The sequence below is a fragment of the Paenibacillus sp. F411 genome, from assembly GCF_017582705.1.
Taxonomy (GTDB): Bacteria; Bacillota; Bacilli; order Paenibacillales; family Paenibacillaceae; genus Paenibacillus_AQ; species Paenibacillus_AQ algicola.
In genome coordinates, this window is the sequence record NZ_JAGFIP010000004.1 from 56,699 (window position 1) to 71,143 (window position 14,445).

9 protein-coding genes and 2 tRNA genes are annotated in these 14,445 nt (G+C 54.8%); 9 read left to right on the top strand and 2 right to left on the bottom strand.

Annotated elements, in window-relative coordinates; translation table 11 throughout:
• Positions 1-88 precede the first annotated feature (88 nt).
• Together JJQ72_RS05775 and JJQ72_RS05780 are read left to right on the top strand one after the other, a co-directional pair.
• Positions 89-162: transfer RNA gene (locus JJQ72_RS05775), tRNA-Pro, on the top strand.
• Positions 163-175: 13 nt separating this feature from the next.
• Positions 176-246, top strand: a tRNA-Gly gene (locus JJQ72_RS05780).
• A 185-nt stretch (positions 247-431) separates the two neighbouring features.
• Here the strand turns inward: JJQ72_RS05780 and JJQ72_RS05785 are convergent.
• On the bottom strand, positions 432-1,211 hold the full coding sequence (locus tag JJQ72_RS05785) for a YheC/YheD family protein (protein ID WP_347880725.1): 780 nt from the start codon (positions 1,209-1,211) through the stop codon (positions 432-434).
• A gap of 218 nt (positions 1,212-1,429) precedes the next feature.
• Between JJQ72_RS05785 and JJQ72_RS05790 the strand changes: the two genes are divergently transcribed.
• The 3 genes from JJQ72_RS05790 to JJQ72_RS05800 are packed head-to-tail and all read left to right on the top strand — an operon-like array spanning position 1,430 to position 4,637.
• On the top strand, positions 1,430-2,692 hold the full coding sequence (locus tag JJQ72_RS05790) for a phenylacetate--CoA ligase family protein (protein ID WP_208203041.1): 1,263 nt from the start codon (positions 1,430-1,432) through the stop codon (positions 2,690-2,692).
• Positions 2,689-3,669, top strand: a complete 981-nt coding sequence (sbnA, locus tag JJQ72_RS05795; protein WP_138226713.1) for a 2,3-diaminopropionate biosynthesis protein SbnA — start codon at positions 2,689-2,691, stop codon at positions 3,667-3,669. Before JJQ72_RS05790 ends, sbnA begins: the two co-directional genes overlap by 4 nt.
• Positions 3,666-4,637 (top strand): 2,3-diaminopropionate biosynthesis protein SbnB, encoded by a 972-nt coding sequence (locus JJQ72_RS05800; protein WP_243895904.1) that lies wholly within the window; start codon positions 3,666-3,668, stop codon positions 4,635-4,637. The genes sbnA and JJQ72_RS05800 overlap by 4 nt, the downstream gene beginning before the upstream one ends.
• A 27-nt stretch (positions 4,638-4,664) precedes the next feature.
• Here the strand turns inward: JJQ72_RS05800 and JJQ72_RS05805 are convergent, their stop codons facing one another.
• Positions 4,665-5,531: a helix-turn-helix transcriptional regulator gene (locus tag JJQ72_RS05805; protein WP_208203042.1), complete on the bottom strand. Its 867-nt coding sequence runs from the start codon at positions 5,529-5,531 to the stop codon at positions 4,665-4,667.
• 163 nt (positions 5,532-5,694) lie between these two features.
• Between JJQ72_RS05805 and JJQ72_RS05810 the strand changes: the two genes are divergently transcribed.
• The 4 genes from JJQ72_RS05810 to zapA all read left to right on the top strand — a co-directional run bounded on the left by JJQ72_RS05810 (position 5,695) and on the right by zapA (position 14,386).
• A complete protein-coding gene (locus tag JJQ72_RS05810) occupies positions 5,695-7,839 on the top strand; it encodes a glycoside hydrolase family 52 protein (RefSeq protein WP_208203043.1) in 2,145 nt (714 codons plus the stop codon).
• Between the two features lie 371 nt (positions 7,840-8,210).
• Positions 8,211-9,245 (top strand): phenylalanine--tRNA ligase subunit alpha, encoded by a 1,035-nt coding sequence (gene pheS / locus JJQ72_RS05815; protein WP_138226710.1) that lies wholly within the window; start codon positions 8,211-8,213, stop codon positions 9,243-9,245.
• A 28-nt stretch (positions 9,246-9,273) separates the two neighbouring features.
• A complete protein-coding gene (gene pheT, locus JJQ72_RS05820) occupies positions 9,274-11,724 on the top strand; it encodes a phenylalanine--tRNA ligase subunit beta (RefSeq protein ID WP_208203044.1) in 2,451 nt (816 codons plus the stop codon).
• 247 nt (positions 11,725-11,971) lie between these two features.
• The gene (zapA, locus tag JJQ72_RS05825) at positions 11,972-14,386 is read left to right on the top strand and encodes a cell division protein ZapA (protein ID WP_208203045.1); all 2,415 of its coding nucleotides are present in this window, start codon (positions 11,972-11,974) and stop codon (positions 14,384-14,386) included.
• Positions 14,387-14,445 lie beyond the last annotated feature (59 nt).

Sequence of the window (14,445 nt, forward strand, 5' to 3'; positions counted from 1 at the left end):
ACTGCGCGCTTCAAGCATAAAAAAAGAGTTGCAATTTATATTGCTGCGTGATATATTTATTTTTGTCGTTAAGACGGCTTACTGCTAACGGGACGTAGCTCAGCTTGGTAGAGCACCTGGTTTGGGACCAGGGGGTCGCATGTTCAAATCGTGTCGTCCCGATTTTTTAGTTGATGCGGGTGTAGTTCAATGGTAGAACTCCAGCCTTCCAAGCTGGTAGCGTGGGTTCGATTCCCATCACCCGCTTAATCATGAAGAACCCTTGCGCTGCAAGGGTTTTTTGTTTGCACATTCTTTAGGATATCATGTCTGGCTGCTCATCCGGCAGCCAGAAAAGAATAGCGTATCCTAAACCACGACGACTAAAGAGCGCCGGACCCCATTCACAGGATGGGGTCCGGCGTTCTTTGCTGTCCGCAGGGAACAAGCCTTTATCCCCGCTTGGCTTTGGTTACCTTCAGATTGTAGCGTCTGCCATAGGCGCAGCCGTATGCAACGATTCTGCGAATAAACCGCTGGTGATCCGGCAGCAGCATAAATGGCTTGGGGTCCGGGATCGTATTCACTTCCAGAATCCAGGGCCGAAGATTGCGGTCGAGGCATATGTCTAGGCCCAGCTCATTCAGTTCACGATGATGCACTGAGAGTGTGGATGCAGTGACGTGGGCGAGCCGGTTCATGTGCCGAAGCAGCTGCTGCGTCCGGCGCTGGCCGGCGAACCGGCGAAGCAGTACCGATGGCGGATAGATCGAGCCGCCTTGGCTGCCGTTCGTTACCGCTTTGCGAGGATGCGCCAGTCGAGCGAAGGTGCCCGTGCACTCCCACTGCCGCGCAGGATTGCGCTGAATCATAACCCGAAAGTCAAACGGTCTTCCCTGAGAGCGAAGCAAATGTACTCCGCGCTGGACCAGATATTTGCGCTGCTTGAAGTAAGGGCTCAGCGATACATACAAGTCCTGAAACGTCTTGAAGCAGTAAACTTTGGTGCCATATTGATAGCAATAGCTCTTTTTGAGCCGCTCTACACGGATCACGCCGCGGCCCTGGGAGCCGTAGTCGGGCTTCACGTACACCATGCCGTATTGATGAAGCATGTGGAACAAGGCTTGTCGATTCAATCGCTGGGTGTGGGGGATATGTTGAGCCAGCATGCGGCTGGACTGCATCAGGGCTGTTCGTTTCAGCTTCCCGCCCAAAAGCTTTTTGGCCACCTTGGTTTCCTTCCTTTCACAGATTCAGGATGTCAATCAGCACCTTATTATATGGCGCTAAACCGTGTTGGGTATGGTTTACAGCCCAGAGAGGCGGAGGAGAATGATCTCCGAAAGTGTACAGATGCTGTAAGCATAGCCGTCTGTGACGGACCGTGCGGCATGGATTTGCATAAGCTGATTTGAATCGCACATCCATGAAAGGGGAGCTTCTGCCCATGATATCCTCGGAACAATGCCATGAAATGATTGCCCGGGTCAGCGGCTGCTGTCCCTGGTATGTCACCTGGGCCGGGCTGGATTTCAAAAATCGGAATCTCCGGCTATCCTCACTTCCGCTGATGACTTCTTCGGTGCTGGAGCAGTATTACTACACGCCGGATTCCGGCCTGTCTGCTCAAAGCGGGATGCTGGAGTACCGCACGTCCGGTACGAGCTCGGGGCGGCGCAAGTCGATTTTTTATACCCCTTCTGATGAACATCATTACGTAAACATCAAGCTGGACGTATACCGTACCATCCTGGGCGCTGACTCCTACCGCTCTGCCTTGGCAGACATGGGTACCGGTCACGCCGAAGCGACAGCGGTGGAGGTGTTTCAGCGGCTCGGGATGACGGCGGAGTCCATTTCCTTCAGGCTGCCGATTGAGCAGCATTTGGAGAAGCTTTTGCAGTTTCAGCCAGAGGTGCTGTATACCATGCCTTCCATTTTGGAGCGGATTCTGCTGACCTCTCCCGACCCGGCGGCTTACGGCATTCGGAAAGTGATTCTCGTCGGTGAAATCGCCCCGAAGGGCTGGATGGCCCGCGCTGCGGAGCAGCTAAACCTGACGCTTGCGGACATGACAGATACGTACGGCTCGATTGAGATCGGAACGATGGCCTATTACTCTCACGAGCACGGACGATACGTGCTGACAGACGGGCTTACAGCCGAAGGCGTGGGGGCTGAGGAGCTTGGAGAGGGGCTGGAGCCGCTGCCGCCTGGAGAGCAGATTCTGGTGCTGACCTCGTCGGTCAGAGAGGCGTTCCCCGCCATCCGTTATGTCACCTACGATGTGGTGCGGGACTTGAGGCCGATTGAGGTAAACGGGGTGCAGCGGATGAGCTTTGACAGCATTGTTAAACGGGTAGGGCCAGACCTGAAGCATGGCGAAAAAATCAGCATCTACGATATTGAGGATGTCCTTTACCGTCGTTTGGGAACGGGAAGTGTGCGGGTTCATATGGATCTTCACGGATTGCAGGTGAAAGTCTATTCCCCTGACCATCCTACTAGCGGCGAGCCTGCATTTACATCGGCTGAGCTGGAAGCGGCAGGAAGAGAGCTGGAGCAGCGGATTCCGGAAATCGCCGCAATGGTTCAGGCTGGAATCATCGGAAGGATTACCGTCACCGAGCAGCGCTTTCAGGACCAGGACCACCGCAGCGCGGTCAAACAGAAAAAAATACATTATAACCATCGTGAGGGATCGGCATGAAGCTGGAGGGAGGCATTGTAGATAGCATCGGGAAGACCCCGCTGGTGCGGCTCTCGTCTCTGTTTGCCCGCGAGCCGTTTGCTGTATACGGGAAGCTCGAGGGCATGAATCCCGGCGGCAGTGCCAAGGACCGCCCGGCGCTCTATTTGCTGAAGGAAGCCATTCGGCGAGGTGATCTTACTGCGGGCAGCGTGGTGATCGAGTCCAGCTCGGGGAATCTCGCGATCAGCCTGGCCCAGCTGTGCTGCTTCCTTGGTCTGCGCTTTATCTGTGTGGTGGACCCGCGCACGACCGAGCAGCATAAGTCAATTATTCGCAGCTTTCAAGGGGAGATTGAGCTGGTGGAGCAGCCGGACCCGGTGACTGGTGAGTATCTGCCTGCACGGATCGCGCGAGTCCAGGAGCTGCTGTCCCAGATTCCACAGGCGTATTGGACCAATCAGTATGGTAATCCAGATAACAGCCGGGCGCATTATGAAACGACCATGACTGAAATTGGAGATGAGCTTGGCGAGGTGGACTACTTGTTCTGCGGTGTCAGCTCCTGCGGGACGATTCGCGGCTGTGCCGATTATATCGCGGCGAAGGGCTGGAGCACGAAGGTGGTCGCGGTGGATGCGCGCGGCAGTGTTATTTTTGGCGGAGAGAAGGGTTCACGTCAATTTCCGGGCCTGGGAGCAGCCATGGTTCCGGGGCAGTTCAGATCCGGGATGACGGATCAGGTCCGGTACGTCACCGACCGGGATTGTGTAGAGGGCTGCCGGCTCCTGGTGGAAAAAGAAGGCATCATGGCCGGCGCCTCCTCCGGCGGCGTCATCGCAGCCTTGCTGGGGATGAAGTCATCCATTCCGCGGGATGCTGTTTGCTGCGCTATTTTGCCGGATCGGGGTGAGCGGTATCTGGATACAGTGTACAACGATGACTGGGTGCAGCGGGTGCTAGGCTGGAATCCCCGCGGTAGCAAGGGAGGTCTATGATGCTGTATTTAAATGATAATGATATTGCCGCTATGGGTACAGATTGGCATGCTCTGAGGGATACGGTCCGGCATGCGCTGATGATGGATGCTGCCGGGGACAGTGCTCACCCGATCAAGCCATATTTACGCTTCCAAAATCCGCAGAATCGCATCATTGCTATGCCGGCTTACGTCGGGGGCGACATCGGACTATCCGGGATGAAGTGGATTGCAAGCTTTCCGGGTAATGTGGAAAAAGGGCTTCCGCGTGCGCATAACACAGTTATTTTGAACCATATAGATACGGGCGAGCCGTTGGCCTTCTTTCACAGTGCCCGGCTTAGCGGACTGCGGACCGCCGCCGTCAGCAGCCTGATGGTGCAGGCCTATATGGATGCGCGGCAGCCTGTCAGCGTCTGTCTGGGCATTCTCGGCTGGGGACCGATTGGACGTCTTCATCTAGAGATGTGTGCCGCTATGCTGGGTGAGCAGCTGGAGCAGGTGTATATTTATGATCCTCGGGGAATCGATCCCATAACGATTCCTGAGGTCCTGCGCTTTAAGACCGTCATCGCAGGAAATTGGCAAGAGGTATACCGGCATGCAGACATCATGGCCACCTGCACGGTAGCCTCCTCCCGCTATATTAATGAAAAGCCGAGAGAGGGTATGCTGCTGCTGGGCGTTTCTCTTCGGGATTATCTTCCGGAATGCGTCGCCCATTTGAAAGCGATCGTGGTGGACGACTGGGATGAGGTGTGCCGGGAAAATACCGATATTGAACAGCTGCATCAGAAGCATGGCTTGCACAAAGAGGATGTTCACACGCTTGCAGATGTCGTTTGCGGGCAGCGCTTGCGTTCTGTGGATCGATTGGAGCCGGTTTTTTTTAACCCGATGGGCCTTGCTATCTTCGATATTGCTGTCGCGGGCTATTACTGGCGTAACGCTATGGAGCATGGTATCGGAGTGAAACTCTCGGTGTAATAGCTAATCGCAGGCGCAAAAGTAACATTACCGGAACATCTGTCGGTATTGCGAGGGGGATATCTGTGTCCAGCGCTTGAACTGTTTGCTGAACTGGGAAGTGTCCTTGTATCCTAACCTCTCCGCGATGGCGTCGATCGTTAGCTCTCCATTCAATAGAAGCAGCCGTGCCTCTCTCAATTTCATCTTAGATAGATATTGTCTCGGAGACATTCCAAACACCTTGCGGAAGATGCGATTGCAGTATGCCGCGCTGTAGCCGAGTTCTTCCGCGATGGCAGATATACGATAATCATCGTCAGCATCTCCATGTCGCTCAGCGAGCAGTCCATTGAGCCGCTCTGCAATCCGGTTTGCGAGTCCACCAGACTCCTGCGAGGATCCTAACAATCCTTCCGGTGGATTTGACAAAAGGCGGCTTAAGGCGGTGAGCAGCTGGAAAATAAACGGGAGCGCTTCCCACTTCGTAGGCTTCGCTTCAGCAAGATGCACTAGAATCGGCCGAAGCGCGGCTGCAAGCGGGGACTCCGCCTTATGATATGTATGGTGAATGCTACAGAGAGCCTGGCGCAGCGCTGGCTCGTCGAGATCAAAATGAACGCAGCAATAATGCACCTTCAACAATCCCGTGGCCTCACACTCATGCTTTACCTCCGGCTTTAGCAGCACGATATCGCCTGGCTCCATGATATACTCTTTGCCATCTGCGCGGCAAAGTTGCTGCCCCGAAAGCACCATATTTAATTCGAACATGGGATGGTTGTGGCTCTGAAACAACCATCCTGGCTCAACGATCCGGCTGTGAGCAGCATATGACCTCACGGCAATGTCCACGTCCGTAAGGAACAATTCCTCGAATCTGCTTTCATTTGAATCAGTCTGTTTGTTCGCCATCGATAAACCGCCTTTAGATTTAGAATTCTTCATGCTCTCTATTATAGTCAATTCATTATTAGTCAGGTAAGCTTTGTCCATAAAGTTGCACGGTTTGCCCATCCATTTTTACTCATTTCCTTCGTATTGTTAGACTATTATGAAGGAAGGGATGAAAAACTGAATGACAACTCCACAATTTTTCAACGCACATCATTCTCCGATCGGGGCATTCTCGAGCTTTACACTCGGATTTCCAGGGGCAAGCGGAGGTTTTGACTTGGAGAGAGGCCAGCCACCAAAGGAGAACGTATTCTTGCTGCTTGAAGACGCCGCTGGTGCAGTCTACTGTGGGCTTCCTTTTTTTGAGGCGGGTGAAGATGAAAGTAAACGGTACAGCTCAGAGCACTCTCCGGATGAGCCTAAATCACAGAGACTGCTGCAAAGGTACGACCAGGAGGAGATTCAGAGGAGCTTCAGTGTCGGCAGTGACGTATGGCGCGCTGGCGACTTGACCTTCTCGATTTATTCTCAGATGAGTCCTGTTCCCGATCCAGAGAAAGCTGGAGAAGAAGAGCTGCGTATGGTACTTGTTCCGGCCGTGATCGCTGAGGTGACAGTCGACAATACTCAAGGGACTCAACCGCGCAAGGCATGGTTCGGATATCAGGGTGCGGATCCGTACAGCGTAATGAGGAGACTAAAGCCGGAGTTAACCGGTGGCATCTGCGGCGTTGGGCAAGGACGCATGTCCTTGATAGCGACCATGGATGAAGACGTGACGCCGACACAGCATTTCTCGATGGAGAAGCTGATTACAAATGAACATGAAGAAAATTACGATTTCGGGTTGGGCGGTGTCGGTGCACTGCTGATGGAAACACCTGCAGGGATGAAACGAACGTACCGATTCGCCCTTTGTTTCTATCGTGGCGGTTATGTGACAACCGATATCGATGCCAGCTACTGGTATACGAATTACTTCGCAAATATTGAAGCAGCCGCCAGGTTTGCTCTGGAGTACTTTAAGGAATTAAAGTCCCGTGCTCTCGAGGCGGATACTTGGTTGGCTGGCACCGGATTGTCCGAGGATCAGCGCTTCATGCTGGCTCAATCGATCCGAAGCTACTACGGCAGCACTCAACTGCTGGATTGGAACGGCAAGCCGCTCTGGAATGTGAACGAAGGCGAGTATCGGATGATGAATACATTTGATCTGACCGTGGACCAGTTGTTCTATGAAATCCGGATGAATCCGTGGACGGTTCGCTGTGAGCTGGATCTTTATGCAGACCGCTACAGCTATCAGGATCAGGTCTTGTTCCCCAATGACGATACGCTGTATCCCGGCGGGATCAGCTTCACGCACGACATGGGTGTGGGTAACTCCTTTTCACGTCCCGGCCATTCTGCGTATGAATTGGCGGGGCTGGATGACTGCTTCTCCCAGATGACTCACGAGCAACTGGTTAATTGGCTATTATGCGCTGCGGTATACGTTCATCGTACGAATGACACGCTGTGGCTTGAGAAACGGCTCCCGCTACTGGAGCAATGTCTGACCAGCATGCTGAACAGGGATCATCCGGATCCCTCGAAGCGCAACGGCATTATGGGACTAGACAGTTCTCGCTGCAAGGGAGGGGCAGAAATTACGACGTACGACAGTCTGGATCAATCGCTCGGTCAAGCGCGTAACAACATCTACCTGGCCGGTAAATGCTGGGCTGCCTATGTGGCTCTCGAGCAAATCTTTCGCAATGCCGGCAACGACGTCTCCGCAGGCATTGCTGCGGAACAGGCAGATCGCTGTGCCACATCAATAGTCTCCTTCGCCAAGGAAGACGGCTATATTCCTGCCATCTTGGGAGAAAATAACGATTCCAAGATTATTCCTGCTATTGAAGGACTTGTATTTCCGTACGCGTTCGGCTGTATTGATGCGCTTGACAAGAATGGACGTTTCGCATCCTACATCGCTGCCATGAAGCGCCATCTTGAGCATGTGCTCCGCCCCGGCATCTGTTTGTTTGAGGATGGAGGCTGGAAGCTTTCTTCAACCAGTGATAATTCTTGGCTGAGCAAAATCTACTTGTGTCAATTCGTCGCTACCCGTATCCTGGGAATGCCTTGGGATGAGCTAGGGCGTCGAGCTGACGAAGCTCATGTCGCATGGCTGACAGATCCACGGAATGCGTTCTGGAGCTGGAGTGATCAAATGTTGTCAGGAGTTGCGATTGGCAGTAAATATTATCCGCGGGGTGTGACGTCAATTCTGTGGACAGAGCTCCCGGCAATAAGCTCACCAGCTTGTCATCTGCACCAATAATGCATATAATGATACCAGATCATTTTGTGCATAGTTTGAAATGCTGGGATGGAGAAGAGTAAGCAGTGCTTCTGTACAGGGAGCGGACGCCTTGGATTGAGAGTGTCTGCATAGAATCAGGCTGGTGAAGTTCGCTCCGGAGCAGTTCTTTGAACTCTTGGGTCTATGGACGCGAGACAGTAGGAGATATCGGGCGCCGATCCGTTACGTCGGTTAAAGTGAGCCCCATAGCCATGGCATGTTTCATGGAGAACGGGTTAACAAGGGTGGTACCACGGTCTTTTCGTCCCTTTACGGGAGAGAAGGCCTTTTTTTGCTGGTTCTGTGCACAGCGTGGAAGAGGACAATTATGCAAGGAGGCGTGAAAGACCATGAAAGACAAATTATTGGCATTGAAGGAAGAAGCGCTTGGACAGCTGCAAGGAGTCACGGACCCCGGGACCCTGAATGATCTGCGCGTCAAGTATTTAGGCAAAAAGGGAGCGCTCACGGAAATTCTGAGAGGGATGGGCGCACTCAGCGCCGAAGAGCGTCCGGTCATCGGACAGGTGGGCAACGAGGTTCGCGGTGCGATTGAGGAGCTTATTACCGGGAAGCAGGAGGAGTTTCAGCGCCGGGAGACAGAAGAGCGCCTGCGCGCCGAAAAGGTGGATGTGACGCTGCCGGGCCGCCCGATGACTCAAGGTGCAGTGCATCCGCTTAGCCGCGTGATTCAGGATATTGAGGATATTTTTATCGGCATGGGGTATCAGGTGGCAGAAGGACCTGAGGTGGAGACGGACTACTTCAACTTCGAAGCGCTCAATCTGCCCAAAAACCATCCGGCACGCGACATGCAGGACTCCTTCTACCTGACCGAGGACCTGCTGATGCGCACACAGACGTCCCCGGTTCAGGCCCGGACGATGCTAGCCAAGAAGGGAGAAACACCGGTCAGAATTATTTGTCCGGGACGCGTGTTCCGCCGCGACGACGACGACGCGACGCATTCCTTCCAGTTCCATCAGATTGAGGGGCTTGTGATTGGCGAGGGAATCCGCATGAGTGACCTGAAAGGCACGCTGCTGCAGTTCGTTCAGGAAATGTTCGGCGAGCACACCCAGATACGTCTGCGTCCGAGCTTCTTTCCGTTCACCGAGCCGAGTGCCGAGGTTGATGTATCCTGTGTCAAATGCGGCGGCAGCGGCTGCCGGGTGTGCAAGCACACGGGCTGGCTGGAAATTCTGGGCTGTGGCATGGTCCATCCGAAGGTGCTGGAAATGGGTGGCTATGACTCGCAGACACTCAGCGGCTTCGCCTTCGGTATGGGTGTAGAGCGGATTGCGATGCTGAAATACGGTGTCGATGATATCCGCCATTTCTACAATAACGATCTAACGTTCCTGAAGCAGTTTGCGCGTATTTAATTTTTGGTGAAAAGGAAGTGAGCTTGTCATGAGAGTATCAACCGAATGGTTGTCCCAATATATTTCCCTGAGCGAGGTAACCGCGCCCGAGCTTGCCCGGCGTATTACAGCGGCTGGCATCGAAATTGATGTCATCGAGAACCGGAATCAGGGGATTCACAAGGTCGTTACCGGCTATGTCAAAAGCAAAGAGAAGCACCCGGATGCCGATAAGCTGAACGTATGTATCGTGGATGCCGGACTGGATGAGGATATTCAGATTGTATGCGGCGCGAAAAATGTAGATGCCGGTCAGAAGGTGCCGGTTGCTCTGGTGGGGGCGAAGCTTCCCGGCGGACTGGATATTAAAAAAGCGAAGCTCCGCGGTGTTGTGTCCCAAGGAATGATCTGCTCCGCCAAAGAGCTGGGCATGAACGACAAGCTGCTCCCGAAAGAACTGCAGGAGGGCATTCTGGTGCTGCCGGAGCAGACTGTCATCGGCTTGCCGATTGAAGACGTACTGGGCTTGAATGATCAGGTGCTGGAGCTCGATCTTACGCCCAACCGTTCAGACTGCCTCAGCATGCTCGGCACCGCGTACGAGGTGAGTGCTATTCTGGGCCGCGAGCTGGCGCTGCCTGATCCACAGGAGCAGCTTGTCGAGGTGAGCAGAGCGGCGGCAGAGCATATTTCTGTAGCCATTGAGGCCGAAGAGCAGTGCCCTCATTACAGTGCGCGCTACATTACCGGCGTAACCGTCGGCACATCGCCGCTGTGGATGCAGAACCGTCTCATGGCTGCCGGCATCCGCCCTATTAACAACATCGTCGATATTACGAATTATGTCATGCTGGAGTACGGTCAGCCGCTGCACGCGTTTGACGCCGACCGTCTGCCGGGCGGAGGGGTTACGGTGCGCCTGGCCCGTGAAGGCGAGAGCATGGTTACACTGGATGGACAGGAACGCAAGCTGGAGCCTCATATGCTCGTCATTGCGGGTGAGAATGGTCCTGCTGCGCTTGCAGGCGTGATGGGTGGACTTCATTCCGAGGTTACAGATCAGACCGTAAATATTATGCTGGAGTCTGCCCGTTTCGATGGCGGTACAGTGCGCAAGACATCAAGACAGCTGGGGCTACGATCGGAAGCCAGCTCCCGCTTTGAGAAGGAAGTGGATCCGGCTGCCGTGATTCCTGCCTTGAACCGCGCCGCAGCCCTGATGGCGGAGTACGCCGGAGGAGCTGTTCATCAAGGCGTTGTCCAGGCCGGCAGTGATGTGACCGAGAAGACGACGATTACGCTGTCCTTGTCTAAAGTGAACAAGCTCCTTGGCACGGCGCTGTCGCTGCTGGAGGTCAAAACCTTGTTCAGCCGCCTGCACTTTCCATTCGGCGATGCCGGCGAGGATCACATCGAGGTGGAGGTGCCGACCCGCCGCGGAGATATTACGCTGGATGTAGACCTGATCGAAGAAATTGCAAGATTGTACGGGTATGATAACATTCCGACGAGCGCGATTGAGGGCGAGACCACACCGGGCTCCCTGACCAAGCCGCAGATGGTGCGCCGCGCGCTGCGCCGCTTCCTGACTCATGGCGGCTGGCAGGAGGTGCTGGGCTACTCCTTCATCGACCCTCAGCAGGCGAAGACCTTCCACTCGCTGGTTCCCGGCCGCAAAGCGGTTCCGCTGTCCATGCCGATGAGCGAAGACCGCAGCGTGCTGCGCACAAGTCTGCTCCCGCAGCTGCTGGATATGGCCGTCTATAATATGAACCGCAAGCAGCCGGACCTGGCGCTGTTTGAGCTGGGCAATCTGTTCCACACCGAAGAGGACCAGCTGACCCGCCAGCCGGAGGAGCAGCCAGCGCTGGCGCTGCTGCTGACAGGACGCCAAGGGATGAAGCAATGGAATGTTCAGCCGCAGCCTGTGGATTTCTTCGATCTCAAGGGAGCGGTAGAGTCTATCCTTCATTATTTGGGAGTGACTGCAGATCAGGTGAAATATAAAGCGGATGAGCCGACTGATTATCATCCGGGACGTTCAGCTACACTCTATGCGGATACACCGCTGGGAGAGGTCAAGCTGGGCACACTGGGTCAGCTCCATCCTCAGCTGCAGCAGGATAAGGATCTGGAGGACACGTATGTGGCCGAGCTGCTGCTTGCTCCGCTGTATGAGCTTGTCAACAGTACGGTCGTCTATCGTGATTTGCCAAGATATCCGGGAATGGAGCGGGATCTGGCCATTGTGGTGGATGAGCAGGTAGAGGCAGCCGCGCTGATCGAGACGGTGCAGAAGCATGCCGGTGATTTGCTGCAGCGCGTCCGGGTGTTTGACGTGTTTAAGGGCAGCAAGCTTGGCGAAGGCAAGAAAAGCATCGCCATCTCCCTAAGCTTCCGCCATCAGGAGCGTACGTTGACTGATGAAGAGGTTAGCAGCGCTGTCGAGACAGCGGTTGCGGCACTGGAGCAATCTTTTGGAGCGGAATTAAGAAAATAGCAGGAATTCATAGAAGCCGCATCGAATTACACCATTCGATGCGGTTTTTTTGGCATCCTAAGGTTTCCCGTTTGCGTGAATATGAGCATTCACGAACCTATACATGACTGGATAGGCGGCTCTTTTCCGGGCAGGAATTTCTCATGGGCAGGCATCTCCTATATAATCATATATATAGCATAGTGAAGACCCGGCAAGGCCGTGAAGACATCCTAGAATCCACAGACCATACAAGGAGGGCACAACTGTGACTACACCGGACCGTAATCGCGTGACCGTAGAAATCTACGGCACTTCCTATAAGCTTGTCGGCAGCAGCAGTGAATACATGAAGCAGGTTGCCAATTATGTAGATGAGCGTATGCGCTCTATATCCAAGAATCATTCCCGCCTCGACACGCCGCGGATCGCGGTCCTGGCTGCCGTACATATGGCTGAAGAGGCTGTGCAGCTGCAGCAGTTTCAGCAGGAGGTCAAGCTGCTTACGTCTGAGCGCAGCGAGCTCCGTTCCGAGCTCGCCCGGGTGCAGGGCCTGCTCTCTGAGCAGCAGCAGCGATTTGAGCAGATGAAGGGTGGCCTGGAGCAGCAGCTGAAAGAAACGAAGGGCAGCTTAGAGCAGCAGCTGAAGGAGACGAAGAGCAGCCTGGAACAGCAGCTGAAGGAGAAGACGGGGCTCGTAACCGAGCTTCAAGCAGCCAAGGAGAGCCTTACTGCAGATGCCAAGCGCAGCAAGGAGCTGCAGGAGAAGGAGAGCGGGCGTTCTGCCGAGCTTTCCAAGGAGAAGCAGCAGCTGCAGGATCAGCTGAGAAACAAAACCCAGGAGTGGGAGAAGAAATATAAGCAGGCGCAGGAAGAATGGAAGGCCCAGCAGGAAGGACAGCTGCAGGCGCTGCAGAAGAGCCATAAGCAGTCTGCCGAGCAGTCGGAGCAGAGCTACAAGCGCAAGCTGCAGGAGCTGGAGCAGAAGTACAAGGGCGATATGGACAAGCTTACCCAGGATCAGCAGCAGCTCCTGGAGCAGCTGCAGCAGGAGCTTGCTGAGGCGGTGCAGTCCGCGGAGCAGATGAAGCAGAAGCATGCGGAAGAAGTGGAGTCCTTGCAGCGCGAATATCTGGAGCTGGCCGAGCAGCTGGAGACCCAGCAGCAGGAGCTTGTTCAGCAGCTGGAGAGCCGCCATCAGGCAGCCATAGAAGAGCTGAAGCAGCAGCACCAGGCGAAGGTGGAGGCTTTGGAGCAGCAGCATCGGGACGAGGTGGAAGGCTTGCAGCAGGGACATCGAGCCGCCGAAGAGGAGCTGAAGCGGGAGCGCCAGGAGGCCCTCGAAGAGCTGGAGCTTCAGCATGCACTGCAGGTGGAGGAGCTGGAGCAAAGCCGGGAGCAGGCAGTGAAGCAGCTGACAGAGCAGCATACCGAGACTGCAAGCCAGCTGGAATACAGCCATTCCAAGGCGTTAAGAGAGGCCGAAAGCCGCCATACTCAGAGTGTTCGGGAAATGGAAGAGAAGTACAAGCAGTCTTCTTCCCAGCAGGAATCGCGACACCAGTCCGCCGTGAAGGAGCTAGAAACAAGGCTTGCCTCCCAGCAGGAGGCAGCAGCAGCTCTGCATAAGCAGGCTGCCAGCCGGGATCAGGAGCTGGCCGTCTTGAAGCAGCAGGAATCATCGCTGAAGAACCAGCTGGAGCAGGCTCGGAAGAAGCTGGAGACCGTAACCGGGGAGCACCAAGCCTTCAAGCAGCAGCTGGAGACTGCAAAGACCCAGGCAGAGAAGCTGATTCAAGAACGCGATGGCCTGAAGAGCCAGGCTGCTGCTTCGGAAGAGGAGCGGCGGCGGCTGCAGCGCCTGGTGGTCGATGCTAATGAGCATTCCCGCAAGCTGCATGAGGATCTGGAGCAGACTGTGAATGAATGCTCAACCTGGAAGTCCTTGGCGGAAGAGCGTCAGGGCGAGAAGGATCATCTGGAGCTTCAGCTTGTACAGGCACTGGAGGCTGCTGAAGGGCAGGATCAGGAGCTCTCTGAGCTGCGTGAAGAGGCTGAGGGTCTGAAGGAGGAAGCACGCCTTCAGAGCTCCCGCCGCCAGACGGCGGAGCAGGAGCGCAAAGAGCTGCAGCTGCAGCTGGAGAAGGCTGAGCAAGGAAGAGCCGAAGCGTATCGTCAGGAAGAAGAGACCCGCAAGCTGTATGGAATGCTGGAGGAAGAATATCATGAAGCATCCGTGCAGCTGGAGCAGCTGCGCAGACGTTCCGCCGAGCAGGAAGCCAAGGAGAGCAGCCTGACAGACCGCCTGAAGCAGGTGGAGGCGGAGCTAGAGGAATGGCAGTCGGAGGCGGACTCCTTATCACGCTTTAAGGATCAATGGGAGCAGCAGGAAGCCGCATGGAAGGAAGAGCTGAAATCCTGGCAGGAGCAGATTGCAGCGTCCGAGCAGAGCCAGGATCAGCTGCTGCAGGAGAAACAGGATATATCCTGTCAGCTGTCGGAATTAGGGGAACAGTATGAGATTATTTCCCATCAATACCGGCTGCTTCAGACGCAGCAGGAAATGCAGTCCGGACATGCAGCCCAGCTTGAAGAGGAGCATCAGAAGCTTCAGGATGAATATGCTAAGCTGCAGGTAGAATATAATGAGTGGATTGAGCTGATTGAGCAAGATCAGAGCTGACAAACAACAACCTCCGGCTTTCGATGGATCGCCATCGAACATGCCGGAGGTTGTTGTCT

Excerpts from the sequence above, each read along its gene's own strand:
- JJQ72_RS05805 (WP_208203042.1), bottom strand. The coding sequence starts at position 5,531 with ATGGCGAACAAACAGACTGATTCAAATGAAAGCAGATTCGAGGAATTG.
- JJQ72_RS05790 (WP_208203041.1), top strand. The coding sequence starts at position 1,430 with ATGATATCCTCGGAACAATGCCATGAAATGATTGCCCGGGTCAGCGGC.
- sbnA (WP_138226713.1), top strand. The coding sequence starts at position 2,689 with ATGAAGCTGGAGGGAGGCATTGTAGATAGCATCGGGAAGACCCCGCTG.
- pheS (WP_138226710.1), top strand. The coding sequence starts at position 8,211 with ATGAAAGACAAATTATTGGCATTGAAGGAAGAAGCGCTTGGACAGCTG.
- pheT (WP_208203044.1), top strand. The coding sequence starts at position 9,274 with ATGAGAGTATCAACCGAATGGTTGTCCCAATATATTTCCCTGAGCGAG.
- JJQ72_RS05810 (WP_208203043.1), top strand. The coding sequence starts at position 5,695 with ATGACAACTCCACAATTTTTCAACGCACATCATTCTCCGATCGGGGCA.
- JJQ72_RS05800 (WP_243895904.1), top strand. The coding sequence starts at position 3,666 with ATGATGCTGTATTTAAATGATAATGATATTGCCGCTATGGGTACAGAT.